This window comes from Bosea vestrisii (assembly GCF_030144325.1).
Taxonomy (GTDB): domain Bacteria; phylum Pseudomonadota; class Alphaproteobacteria; order Rhizobiales; family Beijerinckiaceae; genus Allobosea; species Allobosea vestrisii_A.
Genome location: NZ_CP126307.1, coordinates 3,388,416 through 3,403,180, shown reverse-complemented (window position 1 = coordinate 3,403,180; position 14,765 = coordinate 3,388,416). Strand labels below are relative to the sequence as shown.

Genomic DNA, 14,765 nt, shown 5'->3' with positions numbered 1-14,765 from the left:
CCACAAGGGCGAGCATGACGCGTGTTATGGCCCCGCCGAGATCTCCACCTCGACCTCGGCCGGGTCGAAGCTGTAGCGGCGAGAGCAGAATTCGCAGGTGACGCCGAGCGTGCCGTCATCGGCGATCATCGCCTTGCGGTCGTCGGCCGAGAAGCCTCTGAGCATGCCGAGCACGCGCTCGCGCGAGCAGCGGCAGGCCTCGTGCACCGCGACTGGCTCGAAGACATGGGCGCCGCGCTCGTGGAACAGCCGGTAGAGCAGGCGCTCGCTCTCCAGCAGCGGATCGAGCAGTTCGTGATGCTCTACCGTCTCGACCAGCGAGCGCGCCTCGGCCCAGGCGTCGTCGCTGATGCCGTCATCATTGTCGGCGGCAAGGATCTCGTGCCCTTCCGGCGCATCACCGGGATGGAGGTCGGCGGCGCGCATTCGATCGGGCGAATTCGGCATGAACTGGACGATCAGACCACCGGCGCGCCAGGCCAGGCCGCTCCCGGTCAGGACCGTGCCGACGCCAAGGCGAATGCGGCTCGGGATCTGCTCTGACTGGCGGAAATACTGGTGGCCGGCCTCTTCCAGGCTTTGACCGTCCAGCGCGACGACACCCTGATAGCGCGTCGCTTCCGTGCCCTGGTCGACGGTCATGGCGAGATGACCCTTGCCGAGCAACTCGCCGGTCGAGACCGCATTCGTGACGATCGCAGCTGCCAGCTGGTCGGCGTCGTAGCGGGCCATGGCTCGATAGCAGTCGGGCGCGTTGAAATCGACGACCAGCATCGAGATCGGTCCGTCGCTCTTGGTCTGGAGCTGGAAACGGCCTTCACCCTTGAGCGTGGTTCCGAGCATGACGGTCAGCGCCGCAGCCTCGGCAAGGACGCGCGCGACGGGCTCGGGATAATGGTGCCGCTCGAGGATCTGGTCGAGCGAAGGGCCGAGCCTGACGACCCGGCCGCGCACGTCGAGCTCAGGCACCGCGAAAGGCAGCACCCGATCATCGGGTGCGCCCGCTGGCAAGCTGTCAGCCATCAGGCCGCCACCGCACCGAAGCACCAGGCCAGGATACCCTTCTGGGCATGCAGCCGGTTCTCGGCCTCGTCGAACACCGCCGATTGCGGACCATCCATGACCTGATCGGTCACTTCCTCGCCGCGCGAGGCCGGCAGGCAGTGCATGAAGATCGCGTCCTTCTCGGCGCGGCCGAGCAGCCGCTCGTCGACCTGATAGGGCCGCAGCAGGTTGTGGCGCGTGCCTTCCTGATCACCCATCGAGACCCAGCAATCGGTGATGACGCAGTCGGCGCCTTCGACCGCGGCTTCGGGCCGGCTGGTCAGTTGCAGCTTCGCGCCCTGCTCGCGGGCCCAATCGAGCAATGCAGGCGGGGGCGCGAGCTCTTCAGGCGTCGCAATGGCGAGCTCGAAATCGAGCCGGCCAGCGGCATGAACCCAGGAGGTCAGGACATTGTTGGTGTCGCCGGTCCAGGCAATGCGCTTGCCCTTGATCGAGCCCTTGCGTTCCTCGAAGGTCATGACATCGGCCATGACCTGGCAGGGATGCTGGCGCTTGGTCAGGCCGTTGATCACCGGCACGGTTGCGTATTTCGCCATTTCGACCACGGCATCATGGTCGAGCATACGGATCATGATCGCGTCGACATAGCGCGAGAGCACGCGTGCCGTATCGGCGATGGTCTCGCGTTCGCCGAGCTCGATCTCCTGGCCGGTGACCATCATCGGCGAGCCACCGAGCTCACGGATACCGACATCGAAGGAGACGCGGGTCCGGAGCGAGGGCTGCTCGAAGATCATGGCGATGACCTTGCCTTCGAGCAGACGATCGCCGGCAGCGTCGGGCGTGCGCCGACGGGTCTTGATCGCCTCGCCGGCCTTGAGGATGGCGCGGAGTTCACCCGCGGAGAAGTCCGAGAGATCGAGAAAATGACGCACTGGAGTCTCCATGCTCATTCAGCCGCCGGCCGGGTGAGCTCGGCCTCGACCGCGCCCGCCGCCTTGTCGAGCCGCGCCACTGCCTCGGCGACCTCGCTCTCGCCGATGATCAGCGGCGGCAGCAGACGCACGACATTGTCGCCGGCGGCGACGACGAGCAGGCCGGCGGCCCGCGCCTGGGCGACGAAATCGGTGTTTGGCGTCCTGAGCTTGAGACCAAGCATCAGACCTTCGCCGCGGATCTCCTCGATCACGTCCGGGTGGTGATCCTTGAGTTGGGCCAGCGATTGGCGCAGGCGCAGCGCCGTCTTCTGGACCTGCTCGAGGAAGCCCGGCGCCAGGATGACGTCGAGCACGGCATTGCCGACCGCCATGGCGAGCGGATTGCCACCGAAAGTGGTGCCGTGCGTGCCAAGCGTCATGCCGGAGGCCGCCTCTTCAGTCGCGAGGCAGGCACCCATCGGGAAGCCACCGCCGATGCCCTTGGCGATCGACATGATGTCGGGGGCGACACCGTAATGCTCATAGGCGAAGAACTTGCCGGTGCGGCCGACACCGGTCTGGATCTCGTCGAAGATCAGCATCAGACCGTGCTCGTCGCAGAGCTCGCGCAGCTGCTTGAGGACACGCATCGGCACCGAGCGCAGGCCGCCCTCGCCCTGGATCGGCTCGATCATAAGCGCAGCCGTCTCGGGCCCGATCGCCGCCTTCAGCGCGGTCTCGTCGTCGAAGGGCACCTGGTCGAAGCCGTCGACCTTCGGACCAAAGCCGTCGATGTATTTCTGCTGGCCGCCGGCGGCGATGGTCGCAAGCGTGCGACCATGGAAGGCGCCCTCGAAGGTGACGATCCGATAGCGCTCGGGATGGCCTTTCGCGGCGTGGTACTTGCGCGCCATCTTGATCGCGCACTCGTTCGCCTCGGCGCCCGAATTGGTGAAGAAGACGCGTTCGGCGAAGGTCGCCTCGCAGAGCCGGCGCGCCAACTTCTCGCCCTCGGGCATCGTGTAGAGGTTCGAGGTGTGCCAGATGCGCTGCGCCTGCTGGGTCAACGCCTCGACCAGATGCGGATGGGCGTGGCCGAGCGAATTGACGGCGATGCCGGCGCCGAAATCGAGATAACGCTGGCCATCGGCGGTGATCGCCCAAGCACCTTCACCACGCTCGAGAGCGATCGGGGCGCGGGCATAGGTCGGCAGGAGAACAGAGGAAGCGGCGGAAACGGGAGTGGTGCTCATGGAGCGAAATCCTTGCGGCGAAACAGGGAGGAAGCGCGGAACCTCAAGTCGGGAACGGAGATGCGGAGCGCTCGCGGCATGATGCCGGCATGATACGACCCGCCGGCGACATTATCGTCGCTGGCCGTTCCCGCCGTCTCGTCGCGCGTCAAGCCGCATTGATGGAAAGTCCCGATCGCTCAAAAACATAAGCGCCGCCCGATAGGGGCGGCTGCGTGATGCGACTATGCAAAACCGTCCCTGCCCTGTCAATCGCAGCTGACCTCGCGGCAGGCGACCGGGCCTGAACTCAGCCCTCATCCTGAGGAGCCGCATAGCGGCGTCTCGAAGGGTGCTTCAGGAGGCTCCCGAACCGGCTGGAACATCCTTCGAGACGCAAGCTGCGCTTGCTCCTCAGGATGAGGGCTCAAGCTTCATCTGCAATTGCCCCGACCTCACGGCAGCGTTGCCGATTAGACTCACCGTCTCGCCGTCTGCAGTGATTGGCTGGGGAAAAGCCGGATTACGATTCGGCGACTCTTGTGGCCGAGTCAGGCCATATTGTATGGTCCTCTTCGTCAGATACGACATCTCGTGCGGCGTCTCCAGTATCGTCAGTCCCGGGCGTAACGGCTTCCGTTCAGCAACGGAGGCTGCCGGTATCGGATTCCGCCATGATCTTTCCCTATGCCTCGCCGGCCAGCCGGCGGGACATGACGAAGACAGGTGCAACTCCATGACCGAAGCCGGAGCCTGGACCGAGGAACGCGTCGAGCTGCTCAAGAAGCTCTGGAACGACGGCCTGAGCGCAAGCCAGATCGCGGCGGAGCTCGGCAGCGTCACGCGCAACGCCGTCATCGGCAAGGTGCATCGCCTTGGGCTGTCGGGCCGCGCCAAGAGCCCGGGCTCGGCAACGCCGCGCCCGCGCAAACCGATAGCCCGCCCGCCAAGCCATCCCGCTGGCCACCACAGCAGCGGCGGCGCCGGCCTGACCCGCGGCAATACCGCACTTGCCCCGCAGTTCGCTCCGGAGATCGAAGCCGAAGCGCAGGTCGCGCGCGAGCCGGCTCCGTCCGAGGACGTGGTCGTGCCGTTCTCCGAGCGGGTCACGATCATGGAGCTGCGCGAATATATGTGCCGCTGGCCGATGGGCGACCCGACCACGCCGGAGTTCCGCTTCTGCGGCGGACGTTCGGCGACCGGAATGCCCTATTGCGCCTACCATGCCCGCATCGCCTACCAGCCGGCCGCTGACCGCCGCCGCGACCGCAAGATCATTCGCGCCTGACGACAGCGAAGCACTCGAACAGAAAAGCCGGCCGCGAGGCCGGCTTTTTTCATGAGCGCTCGCCTCGCAGAAGCAGCGTCAGCTGCGCGCGAATGTTTCGTCAAAGGCGTAACCGGCGCCGCGCACGGTGCGCAACGGGTCCTTGGCATTGGCCGGCGTGATCGCCTTGCGCAGGCGCCCGACATGGACGTCGACGGTGCGCTCATCGATGTAGACATCGCGGCCCCAGACAGCATCGAGCAGCTGAGCCCGGGAATAGACCCGGCCCGGCGCCTGCATCAGGAATTCGAGCAGGCGGAACTCGGTCGGCCCGAGATGCAATTCGGCGCCGGCCCGGCGGACGCGCCGTGTCGTGCGGTCGAGCTCGAGATCGCCGGCGGCAAGCAGCCCGGCGACATGGCCGGGTTTGGCGCGGCGCAGCAGCGCCTGGATGCGGGCGATCAGCTCCGGCAGCGAGAACGGCTTCACGACATAATCGTCGGCGCCGGTGGCGAGGCCGCGCACGCGCTCGGTCTCCTCGCCGCGGGCGGTCAGCATGATGATCGGCACGCGCTCGGTGTCGCGCCGCGTGCGCAGGCGCCGGCAGAGCTCGATGCCGGAGAGGCCGGGCAGCATCCAGTCGAGCAGCACCAGATCCGGCGTGTGATCGCGCAGATGCAATTCGGCGTCGTCGCCGCGCGCCACGCTGTCGACCTCGAAGCCTTCGGCCTCGAGATTGTAGCGCAGGAGCAGGGTCAGCGGCTCCTCGTCCTCGACGATCAGGATGCGTGCGGGCATGTCTAGCGTCCGTTCAGGCGCGCGCCCGCTCAGCCATTGGCCGAGGCGGGCAGGTCGACGAGGATGTTGGTGGTATCGAGCTTCGGCCGGGTCTCGTCGATCGACTGACCGGTGACGAGGTAATGGATGGTCTCGGCGATGTTGGTGGTGTGATCGCCGATGCGCTCGACGTTCTTGGCGCAGAACAGGAGATGCGTGCAGAAGGTGATGTTGCGCGGGTCCTCCATCATGTAGGTCAGGAGCTCGCGGAACAGCGAGGTGTAGAGCGCGTCGATCTCGTCGTCGCGGCGCCAGACATCCATCGCCTTCTGCTCGTTGCTCGCCGCATAGGCGTCGAGCACGTCCTTGAGCTGGGCCTGGACCAGGCGGCTCATATGCTCGAGGCCGACGACGGCGCGATGCGGCGGCGAGAACTGGCCGGAGATCGCGACGGCGCGCTTGGCGATGTTCTTGGCGAGGTCGCCGACGCGCTCGATATCGGCCGCGATGCGGATCGCCGAGATCAGCTCGCGCAGGTCGTTGGCGAGCGGCTGGCGCCGGGCGATGGTCAGCACCGCCTTCTCCTCGACATCGCGCTGGAGATTGTCGAGGCGCTGGTCGGCACTGATGATCTTCTGGGCGAGCGCAGTGTCGCGGCGCACCAGCGCCACGGTCGAGTCGCCGAGCATGCGCTCGGACATGCCGCCCATCTCGGCGAGGCTGCGGCGCAGGCCCTCGAGATCGGCGTCGTAGGAGCGGACGATATGGTCGGACATCGGGGCGTATCCTGTGACGGAGGCGAGCGGACTTGCGGGTGTCAACCGAAGCGGCCGGTGACGTAGTCCTGCGTCTGCTTCTTGTGCGGGTTCATGAAGATCGTGTTGGTGGCGGCGAACTCGATGACTTCACCGAGATACATGAAGGCGGTATACTGCGAGATGCGCGCCGCCTGCTGCATGTTGTGCGTGACGATGACGATGGTGAAGTCGGTCTTGAGCTGCTCGAGCAGGTCCTCGATCTTGCCGGTCGAGATCGGGTCCAGCGCCGAGGTGGGCTCGTCGAACAGGATGACCTCGGGCTTCTGCGCGATGGTACGGGCGATGCACAGGCGCTGCTGCTGGCCGCCGGACAGGCCCATGCCGGAGCTCTTCAGCTTGTCCTTGACCTCGTCCCAGAGCGCGGCGCGGCGCAGCGCGCCCTCGACGCGATCGTCGAGTTCTGACTTCGGCGGCTTCTCGTAGAGGCGGATGCCGAAGGCGACGTTGTCGTAGATCGACATCGGGAACGGCGTCGGCTTCTGGAAGACCATGCCGATGCGCGAGCGCAATTCGTTCACGTCGACGTTGTTGGAGATGATGTTGCGGCCGTCGAGCAGGATTTCGCCGGTCGCCTTCTGCTCGGGATAGAGCGAGTAGATGCGGTTGAAGATGCGCAGCAAGGTCGACTTACCGCAGCCGGACGGGCCGATCAGCGCGGTGACATGGCGGTCGCGGAAGTCGAGATTGACGTTCTTCAGCGCCTTGTGCTCGCCGTAATAGAAATCGAGGTTCTTCACGGCAATGCGGACGGGCGCTTCGGCATCCAGCGTCTGCGGGCTCAATTCCAGGGTCGAAAGCATCTGCATGGTCCTTCCGATCGGACGCTGATCAGGTGTTGGTTTATTTGCCGCCGCGCACGATGCGCCGGGCGATGATGGAAAGCACGAGGATTGAGACGGTGATGATCAGCGAACCCGCCCAGGCGAGCTGCTGCCAGTTCTCGTACGGAGCAGAGGCGAACTGGTAGATCGTCACCGGCAGGTTGGAGACACCGCCGATCAGGTTCGGCGAGAACCAGAAATTGTTGTTGAGCGCGGTGAAGATCAGCGGCGCGGTCTCGCCGGCGATGCGGGCGAGCGCCAAGAGGATGCCGGTGACCATGCCAGACTTCGCCGCCCGCCAGGTGATCGAGGTGATGACCACCGATGGCGGGGCGCCGAGCGCAGCGCCGGCCTCGCGCAGCGGGCCGGGCACGAGACGCAGCATGTCCTCGGTGGTGCGCACGATCACCGGGATCGCGATGATACCGAGCGCGACGCCGCCGGCCCAGCCGGAATAGCCGCGGAACGGCTCGACCATGATGACGTAGACGAACAGGCCGATCAGGATCGAGGGCGCCGAGAGCAGGATGTCGTTGATGAAGCGGATCAGGTCGGCGAGCTTCGAACCCTTGCCGTATTCGGCGAGATAGGTACCGGCGAGCACGCCGATCGGCGTCGCAACGGCGATGCCGAGGAAGGTCAGCACGATCGAGCCGACGATGGCGTTGGCGAGGCCGCCGCCTTCCGTGCCGGGACCGGGCGTGACCTGGGTGAAGGTCGTGGCGGAAAGCCCGCCGAGCCCTTTCACGATCAGCATGCCGAGGATCCAGAACAGCACGGAGATTGCGATCAGCGTGAAGCCGGTCGCGATGACCTTCATCAGCCGGTCGGCGGTGCGGCGCGACTGGCGGACGCGGCCCCAGGTGACCTCGGGCAGCTTGCGGACGGTGGAGGGGGTAGCAAGGCTCATGATCCGCTCCCGTTCAGTAGCGCTTGACGCGCGAGACGAGGATGCGCGCGATGACGAGGACGACGAAGGTGACGAAGAACAGGATGCAGCCGAGCGCGATCAGCGAGTTGAGCTGCAGGCCGAGCGCCTCGTTGAACTCGTTGGCGATGCGCGAGGCGATGGTCGAGCCCGGATCCATGACCGAGGCCGAGAGCCGGTTGGCGTTGCCGACGACGAAGGTCACCGCCATGGTCTCGCCGAGCGCACGGCCGAGGCCGAGCATGATCGCGCCAATGATCGAGACGCCGGCCTGGGGCACCAGCACATGGCGCACCACTTCCCACGTCGTCGCCCCAATTCCATAAGCGCTCTCACGCAGCACCGACGGGATCTGGTCGAGCATGTCGCGGGTGATCGAGGCGATGAAGGGGATGATCATGAAAGCCAGGATGATCCCGGCGGTCAGGATGCCCAGCCCCGAGGGCGAGCGCGAATACAGGACCGTACCGATGATCGGCATGCCCTCGACGATGTTCGAAAGCGGGATCTGCACATAGGCCGCGAACAGCGGCGCGAAGACGAACAGCCCCCACATCCCGTAGATGATCGAGGGCACGGCGGCGAGCAGCTCGATCGCGGTCGAGACCGGCTGCTTGAACCAGGGCGGCGCCAGCTGGGTCAGGAAGACGGCGATGCCGAGCGAGAGCGGGACGCCGACGACAAGCGCGATCAGCGCCGTCGAGAGGGTGCCGACGATGGCGGGCCAGGCACCGTATTGCTCGTTCTGGGTGTCCCAGACACTGGAGGTCAGGAAGCCGAAGCCGAACTCGCGGAAGGCTGGCCAGCCGCCGATGACCATCGAGGCCATGATGCCGGCGAGCAGCACCAGCACGAACAGCGCCGCCAGGAAGCTGGCGTTGCGGAAGACGAGATCGAAGGTCCCCTTCGGGGTCTTGCGCACCGGCGCACTGGGCGCGGCGAACTGATCGGTCACGGCAGACATCCGTGGTTACTCCGGTCTCGAAAGGCGACTATCGGGGCGAAACGAGGCTCTGGTGGTCATGAAGCGGGGGCCGCAGTCGGCCCCCGCTCTGTTTTCGTATGCGGGAGCGATCAGAAGATCGGCTTGCCCGCCGGGTCGGTCACGCCCTTCCAGGCGTTGCGGACCTGATCCTTGACGTTGGCCGGCAGCGGCACGTAGTCGAGGTCGAGGGCGAGCTGGTCGCCGCTCTTGTAGGCCCAGTCGACGAACTTCAACGCAGCCTGCACCTCTTCCGGTTTCTCGGGCTTGGCGTGCACCAGCAGGAAGGTGGCGGAGGTGATCGGCCAGGCCTGGGCACCCTTCTGGTTGTTCAGCGAGATGCCGAAGCCGGGAGCCTCGTTCCAGTTGGCATTGGCGGCAGCAGCCTGGAAGGCCTTGTCGTCCGGAGCCGGGAAGTTGCCATCGGCGTTCTTGACGAGGGCGTGGGCCAGCTTGTTCTGCTTGGCGTAGGCGTATTCGACATAGCCGATCGAGTTGGCGACCTGCTTGACCGAGGCGGAGACGCCCTCATTGCCCTTGCCGCCGATGCCGACGGGCCATTGCACCGCGGTGTTGGTGCCGATCTTCGACTTCCAATCGGGCGAGACCTTGGAGAGGTAGTCGGTGAACACGAAGGTCGTGCCCGAGCCGTCCGAACGGTAGACCGGGTTGATGTTGGCGTCGGGCAGCTTCAGGTCGCCGTTCAGCGCAACGATCTTCGGGTCGTTCCACTTCTTGATGTTGCCGAGATAGATCTCGGCGATCAGGTCGCCCGAGAGCTTCAGCTTGCCGGGCTCGACGCCGGCGATGTTGATCGCCGGAACGACGCCGCCCATCACGGTCGGGAACTGGATCAGGCCGTCCTTGGTGAGTTCCTCGCCCTTGAGCGGAGCGTCGGTGGCGCCGAAGGCGACGGTCTTCGCCTTGATCTGGCGGATGCCGCCACCCGAGCCGATCGACTGGTAGTTGAGCCCGATATTGGTCTCTTTCTTATAGGCCTCGGCCCATTTGGAGTAGATCGGGAACGGGAACGTCGCGCCGGCGCCGGTGATGTCGGCAGCCTGGGCAACGCCCGACAGGCCGACGGCAGCGGCCGCGAGAATGAGAAGTTTGCGCATGAGATGTCCTCTCTGGGTCGCAAGTGCAGCGGCCCTGCTAGAACACCGGCCATATGACAGCTGGATGACAGACAGTCATGAAAGCGGACCCGGCGTCGTCACAAATCGTTAACGGACCGCCGCGGGCAGGCGCGGCAGGATTGCCCGGAATGTTGCGCCCTGGCCGACCACGCTCTCGATGGTGAGGCGGCCACGATGGCGCAGGACGATGTGCTTGACGATCGCGAGCCCGAGCCCGGTGCCGCCGGCCTCGCGGCTGGCGGCGGTATCGACGCGATAGAAGCGCTCGGTCAGGCGCGGCAGATGTTCCGGCGCGATGCCGGCGCCGTCGTCGCGCACGGCGAGACTGGCCTCCTCGCCGGCCACGGCGACGGTGATGTCGACCTGGCCGCCACGCTGGCCGTATTTGATCGCGTTCTCGACCAGGTTCTCGATCAGCCGCAGCAATTCGTCGCGGTCGCCCGCGACGGTGACGGGGTTTGGCGGCACATCAAGCTTCAGCGTCACGTCGCGCTCGCGCGCCATCAGCACGAGCGAATCCAGAATCTCGCGGGCGATGCCGGCGAGATCGACCGGCGTCTCCGGCGCGAGATGGGCGCGCAGTTCGATGCGCGAGAGCGAGAGCAGGTCGTCGACGAGGCGTGCCATGCGCAGGCCCTGTTCACGCATGATCGCCAGGAAACGATCGCGCGCGGCAGCATCGTTGCGCGCCGGCCCCTGCAAGGTCTCGACGAAACCGAGCACGGAAGCGAGCGGCGTGCGCAGTTCGTGGCTGGCATTGGCGACGAAATCGACGCGCATGCGCTCGGTCATGCGCTGCTCGCTCAGATCCTCGAAGGTCAGCAGCACGGCCCGGCGCGGGCCGCCGCCGGCGAGCGCAGCGATATGGATGCGGAAGGTGCGCTCGACCGGGACGCGCTCGATCAACTCGACGGCGCGGCGGCCGCCATGGCGCGAGACCAGCTCGATCGCGTCGATCAGATCAGGATCACGCATCACCAAAGCGAGCGGCTTGCCGGTGGCGAGCGCCGTGACCAGTGCCGGCGCTGTCGGGCTGAGCGCCTGGATCACGCCCTGCGGGTCGAGCAGTACGGCGGGAACGCCGATCGCTTCGATCAGTGCGGCAGTGACCGGCGCCCGGGGATCGACCAAAGCGTTCATGCGGCTCCTGCCTTCCACGCAATCATTGCGAAGCGAGGTCTCATAGCCTGCTTTCCGCCCCGCTGAAATCGGTCACTGACGAGATGCGGCGACAGATAGGCGAGCGCGCGCGCCGCCAGGCGGGAGGCGGCTAGAGCTCGTGCCGCCTGATCCGCCGGATCATCTCGTTCAGCGCCAGCAGCGCCAGCGCCAGGATGAAAGGCAGGATGTAGTAGATGATCCGGAAGAGCACGAGCGCGCCGACCACCTGCTCATAAGGCAGCCGGTTGAGCGCCAGCAGCATGGTCGCCTCGAACACGCCCGCGCCGCCGGGAGCATGGCTGGCGATGCCGATCAGGCAGGCGAAGATGTAGGCCGCCAGGAAAGCCGGGTATTCGAGGTTGTGCCCGCCCGGGAGCAGGACGAAGAGCACGGCAGCCGCGGCGCAGACCTCGGCGGCGCCGAGCAGCATCTGCGCCAGTGTCACGCCAAGCCCGGGCAATGGCAGGTTCCAGCCGCGGACCCGCAAGGTGCGCTCGCCGGTCGCGACCCAGGCGAGATAGCCGATCGTCCCGAGCGCGACGGCGACACCGACCGCCTGGATCACCAGCGGCGAAGTGCGCGCCAGCTGCGCCACCGGTTCGGTGGCGTAGAACAGGCTGGCGCAAAGGATCATGCCGAGGCCGAGCCAGAAGGTCAGGCCGGCGATCACGGTAAGGCTCGCGACCTCGGAGGCGCGCACGCCCTTGGCCGAATAGACCCAGTAGCGCACCGTGCCGCCGGTCACGATCGGAAAGCCGAGGGTGAAGGCGACGGAATAGCTGGTGAAGGACGCAAGCGCCGTGGTCCGATAGGGGATGGAGAGACCGAGCCGCTTCAGCGCCAGCGCGTCGTAGCCGGTGAGCAGCAGGTAGCTCAGGGCGGTAAAGCCGAGCGCCAACCCGATCTGGCGCCAGCTCGTTCGCGAGAAGGTGCTGGCGATCTCGGCCGGCTCGATCTCGCGAACGATGTAGTAGAGCACCACCAGCGAGGCGATGAAGATCACCGAGCTGGCGAGCGGGCCGAGCCACCACCAGCGGCTGCGCTTGCGCAGCGGCATCCCTGGCTCGTGCGGGCCAAACGACATCAGCACTCTTGTCGGGTTGTGCTCGCACGCAGCGGGCAAGGCGGGTTTATGGCGGCTGGCCCTGACGGCCGGACCCGAGAGATAGCGCCTCCGCCGCGATGCACAAGCCGGTGCACCGCGGCGAATGCGCGCCATGAAGCTGGTGCAGGACACGCCGACGCCGGGCGAGCGGAAGCGTAAGTTGCTAGCCCGCGCCCGCCATGGCCTCCGTGAAGAACGCTTCGGGATCGTCGACCTCGAGCAGCCGCCTCCGGTCGATCTGCCAGAAGCGGTTGCCGATGGCCCGCACGAAGCTGCGATCGTGCGAGACCAGCAGGCAACTGGTCTCGCCGGCGGTGAGCTCGGCTTCCAGGGCTTCCTGCCCCTCGATATCGAGATGGTTGGTCGGCTCGTCCAGCAGGTAGAAATTCGGCCTGGCGAGGCGCAGCGCCAGCATGGCGAGCCGCGCGCGCTGCCCACCCGAGAGCGCGCCGATCGGACCGGTCTGGCGGTCGATGACGATACCGGCGCCGGCAAGCAGGCCGCGGGCCGGCTGGTCGCCGATATCGAAGCGCCGGCTGATCAGCCCGTGCGGCGTGTCGGCATCGGGCAGCTCGGCGAGACTCTGGCTGGCATGGCCGAGCACCAGCGACGGCGTCGGCCTGATGCCGGGCTGGTCGTCGCCTCCGATCGCCTTGTGGAGCATGGCGATGAAGCGCGACTTGCCGGCGCCGTTCAAGCCGAGCAGCACGATGCGGTCACCGGGGCTGATCCAGCGCTTGCCGGTCTTGAACAGCAGCCGTCCGTCCGGCGTCTCGACAGCAGCATCGTCGAGCGCGATCAACGCCCTGACATGCGTGCCGCGACCGGCGAGCCGGATCGCGCCAGCCGAACGCTCGCGATGGGCCGGGCGGGCCACGGCTTCGAGTTCGTCGGCCCGTCGCTTGAGCTGCTTGGTCTTGCTCAGCAGGAGATCGCTGCCGGAATTGATGCCGATATTGCCCAGCTTCGCCGCCTGCCGCCGCATTTGCTGGACCGCCTTGAGATCGCGCTCGTTGCGGCGCGCCATGGCAGCGTCGCTCTCGTCGAGCGCGATGCGGGCTCGCGAATAGGGCAGCGCGAAGAGCTGCGAGTGCTCCTGGCGCAGAAATAGCGTCTTGCCGGTCGCGCTGTCGAGGAAGGCCCGGTCATGGCTCGACAGGATCACCGCCACGTCGCGCGGCAGGCCGGCAAGCCAGCTTTCAAGCAGGCCGATGCGCGCGAGATCGAGATGGTTGGTCGGCTCGTCGAGCAGGAGCAGGTCCGGCTCGGCGACGCCGGCGCGCGCGAGCAGGACGAGCCTCTGCCAGCCGCCGCTCAATTGCCCGAGCGGGCGTCGGCGCAGCTCCTCGGGAACGGCGAGCGCATCGAGCGCGACCTCGACACGCCAATGCTCGCTCTCGCGCTGATCGGCGGGCAAGGCGTCGCGCATCAGCTGGTCGACGGGCCGATCCAGCAATTGCGGCGGAACATCCTGTTCGACATGGCCGATACGCAGGCCACGTGAACGGGTGATCTCGCCGCCGGACGGCTCGACCAGGCCGGCGAGGCAGCGCAGCAAGGTCGACTTGCCGCGGCCATTTGCGGCGACGAGGCCGAGGCGATCGCCGGCAACGAGGGAGAAGGAGAGATCAGAAAAGAGTGGTGCGCCCAGCGTGACGCCAAGATTGCGCAGGGTGATCAAGGTCATAGTCGGTCTCTGGACTGCCCGAGCCGCGCGCCGCCATTCGACCGGAGACCTATCGCCCCGACCATCGCGAATGCGGAACGCCGTGCTCGATGAGGAAACGAAGCGCAGCCGGCCGAGCTTCAAACTCGGAGATGCTGCGCCCTCACGAAGGGCAGACCTGGAAGAGAACCGTGGGGATCGCTTGTGCGGTCAGCCCTGCAAGACGGCTTGCAGGGCCTGAACGGGGCCGCGCTGACGATGGTGACGAAAGAACGTGATCACGCAGCCCTCCTTGTCTCGTGTGGTTCGACGGTGAGAGCTAACGCCATTCACCCGCCGGTGCAATCATCTCGGGCGGCTTTGCGCCTCAGGCGGTCTTGCGGAAGATGCGGAGCGTCTTGAACTCGCCGATCTCCTCGACCGGCCGGGACTTCGCCCAGTCCGCGATGATCGGCTTGGCCGTCTCGTAGGCGAAGGAACCGGTGTAGAACAGGATGTAGCCGCCGGCATCGGTCTGGTCGGTAAAGAGCTGCATCACTTCGAGGTCAGTGAGCGCGCCATAGGCGTCGTTCTTCTCGGTGCGGAACTCACAGGAATGGAAGAGCGTGACGACGTCAAAGCGCGGCAGCAGCTTGGCGTTGCTGGTGTAGATGTCGCCGAAATAAGCGCTGTAGGTCTTGGTGATTGTCGGATTGTCGATCGCGAGCTTGACGAAGGCGTCGTACTCCTTCGGCGAGGCGGTGATGCCGAGCACCGTGTTGTCGAACTCCGGCTCGGCGCAGCGAATGCCGACATAATGGTGGCCGCCGGTGCCGAAATGGTAGACGCGCTTTCCGGTCAGGCCCTGCTCTTCCAGCCATTCGACGAAATGCACGTCGCAGGGACACTGCTCGACGCGCAGGCCCCAATAGACGTCCCAGATGTTCAGCATGCGAAAGCTCCGTTTT

At 66.3% G+C, this 14,765-nt stretch carries 14 protein-coding genes; 1 reads left to right on the top strand and 13 read right to left on the bottom strand.

The genetic code is table 11. From position 1 onward, the window contains the following. Positions 1-24 precede the first annotated feature (24 nt). The 3 genes from QO058_RS16880 to QO058_RS16870 are packed head-to-tail and all read right to left on the bottom strand — an operon-like array spanning position 25 to position 3,175. Positions 25-1,023, bottom strand: a complete 999-nt coding sequence (locus QO058_RS16880; RefSeq protein WP_284167451.1) for an Hsp33 family molecular chaperone — start codon at positions 1,021-1,023, stop codon at positions 25-27. Further along, entirely contained in the window at positions 1,023-1,952 is a 930-nt protein-coding gene (argF, locus tag QO058_RS16875) for an ornithine carbamoyltransferase (RefSeq protein ID WP_284172932.1), read from the bottom strand. Before argF ends, QO058_RS16880 begins: the two co-directional genes overlap by 1 nt. A gap of 2 nt (positions 1,953-1,954) precedes the next feature. Next, positions 1,955-3,175 carry an aspartate aminotransferase family protein gene (locus QO058_RS16870; protein WP_284167450.1) on the bottom strand — a complete coding sequence of 407 codons (1,221 nt, stop codon included), beginning with the start codon at positions 3,173-3,175 and terminating at the stop codon, positions 1,955-1,957. Between the two features lie 715 nt (positions 3,176-3,890). Between QO058_RS16870 and QO058_RS16865 the strand changes: the two genes are divergently transcribed. Then, a complete protein-coding gene (locus QO058_RS16865) occupies positions 3,891-4,442 on the top strand; it encodes a GcrA family cell cycle regulator (RefSeq protein ID WP_284167449.1) in 552 nt (183 codons plus the stop codon). A 78-nt stretch (positions 4,443-4,520) separates the two neighbouring features. Here QO058_RS16865 and phoB read toward each other — a convergent pair whose 3' ends face one another. The 10 genes from phoB to QO058_RS16815 form a co-directional block, all read right to left on the bottom strand. Further along, complete coding sequence (gene phoB, locus QO058_RS16860; protein ID WP_091835441.1) at positions 4,521-5,219, bottom strand: phosphate regulon transcriptional regulator PhoB; 699 nt, start codon at positions 5,217-5,219, stop codon at positions 4,521-4,523. 29 nt (positions 5,220-5,248) lie between these two features. Then, the gene (phoU, locus tag QO058_RS16855) at positions 5,249-5,974 is read right to left on the bottom strand and encodes a phosphate signaling complex protein PhoU (protein ID WP_284167448.1); all 726 of its coding nucleotides are present in this window, start codon (positions 5,972-5,974) and stop codon (positions 5,249-5,251) included. A gap of 41 nt (positions 5,975-6,015) precedes the next feature. Beyond that, complete coding sequence (gene pstB / locus QO058_RS16850) at positions 6,016-6,822, bottom strand: phosphate ABC transporter ATP-binding protein PstB (protein WP_432211945.1); 807 nt, start codon at positions 6,820-6,822, stop codon at positions 6,016-6,018. Positions 6,823-6,856: 34 nt separating this feature from the next. Further along, on the bottom strand, positions 6,857-7,747 hold the full coding sequence (gene pstA / locus QO058_RS16845; protein ID WP_284167446.1) for a phosphate ABC transporter permease PstA: 891 nt from the start codon (positions 7,745-7,747) through the stop codon (positions 6,857-6,859). 13 nt (positions 7,748-7,760) lie between these two features. Next, positions 7,761-8,729 (bottom strand): phosphate ABC transporter permease subunit PstC, encoded by a 969-nt coding sequence (gene pstC, locus QO058_RS16840; protein ID WP_284167445.1) that lies wholly within the window; start codon positions 8,727-8,729, stop codon positions 7,761-7,763. 110 nt (positions 8,730-8,839) lie between these two features. Beyond that, on the bottom strand, positions 8,840-9,865 hold the full coding sequence (gene pstS / locus QO058_RS16835; protein ID WP_284167444.1) for a phosphate ABC transporter substrate-binding protein PstS: 1,026 nt from the start codon (positions 9,863-9,865) through the stop codon (positions 8,840-8,842). A gap of 108 nt (positions 9,866-9,973) precedes the next feature. Continuing rightward, on the bottom strand, positions 9,974-11,026 hold the full coding sequence (locus tag QO058_RS16830; RefSeq protein ID WP_284167443.1) for an ATP-binding protein: 1,053 nt from the start codon (positions 11,024-11,026) through the stop codon (positions 9,974-9,976). Between the two features lie 130 nt (positions 11,027-11,156). Then, a complete protein-coding gene (locus QO058_RS16825; RefSeq protein WP_284167442.1) occupies positions 11,157-12,104 on the bottom strand; it encodes a lysylphosphatidylglycerol synthase domain-containing protein in 948 nt (315 codons plus the stop codon). Between the two features lie 211 nt (positions 12,105-12,315). Beyond that, the gene (locus QO058_RS16820; RefSeq protein WP_284167441.1) at positions 12,316-13,839 is read right to left on the bottom strand and encodes an ABC-F family ATP-binding cassette domain-containing protein; all 1,524 of its coding nucleotides are present in this window, start codon (positions 13,837-13,839) and stop codon (positions 12,316-12,318) included. A gap of 346 nt (positions 13,840-14,185) precedes the next feature. Further along, positions 14,186-14,749: a hypothetical protein gene (locus QO058_RS16815; protein WP_284167440.1), complete on the bottom strand. Its 564-nt coding sequence runs from the start codon at positions 14,747-14,749 to the stop codon at positions 14,186-14,188. Positions 14,750-14,765 lie beyond the last annotated feature (16 nt).

Excerpts from the sequence above, each read along its gene's own strand:
- QO058_RS16825 (WP_284167442.1), bottom strand. The coding sequence starts at position 12,104 with ATGCCGCTGCGCAAGCGCAGCCGCTGGTGGTGGCTCGGCCCGCTCGCC.
- phoU (WP_284167448.1), bottom strand. The coding sequence starts at position 5,974 with ATGTCCGACCATATCGTCCGCTCCTACGACGCCGATCTCGAGGGCCTG.
- pstB (WP_432211945.1), bottom strand. The coding sequence starts at position 6,822 with ATGCAGATGCTTTCGACCCTGGAATTGAGCCCGCAGACGCTGGATGCC.
- QO058_RS16820 (WP_284167441.1), bottom strand. The coding sequence starts at position 13,839 with ATGACCTTGATCACCCTGCGCAATCTTGGCGTCACGCTGGGCGCACCA.
- QO058_RS16865 (WP_284167449.1), top strand. The coding sequence starts at position 3,891 with ATGACCGAAGCCGGAGCCTGGACCGAGGAACGCGTCGAGCTGCTCAAG.
- pstC (WP_284167445.1), bottom strand. The coding sequence starts at position 8,729 with ATGTCTGCCGTGACCGATCAGTTCGCCGCGCCCAGTGCGCCGGTGCGC.
- argF (WP_284172932.1), bottom strand. The coding sequence starts at position 1,952 with ATGGAGACTCCAGTGCGTCATTTTCTCGATCTCTCGGACTTCTCCGCG.
- QO058_RS16870 (WP_284167450.1), bottom strand. The coding sequence starts at position 3,175 with ATGAGCACCACTCCCGTTTCCGCCGCTTCCTCTGTTCTCCTGCCGACC.
- pstS (WP_284167444.1), bottom strand. The coding sequence starts at position 9,865 with ATGCGCAAACTTCTCATTCTCGCGGCCGCTGCCGTCGGCCTGTCGGGC.
- QO058_RS16830 (WP_284167443.1), bottom strand. The coding sequence starts at position 11,026 with ATGAACGCTTTGGTCGATCCCCGGGCGCCGGTCACTGCCGCACTGATC.
- QO058_RS16880 (WP_284167451.1), bottom strand. The coding sequence starts at position 1,023 with ATGGCTGACAGCTTGCCAGCGGGCGCACCCGATGATCGGGTGCTGCCT.
- phoB (WP_091835441.1), bottom strand. The coding sequence starts at position 5,219 with ATGCCCGCACGCATCCTGATCGTCGAGGACGAGGAGCCGCTGACCCTG.
- QO058_RS16815 (WP_284167440.1), bottom strand. The coding sequence starts at position 14,749 with ATGCTGAACATCTGGGACGTCTATTGGGGCCTGCGCGTCGAGCAGTGT.
- pstA (WP_284167446.1), bottom strand. The coding sequence starts at position 7,747 with ATGAGCCTTGCTACCCCCTCCACCGTCCGCAAGCTGCCCGAGGTCACC.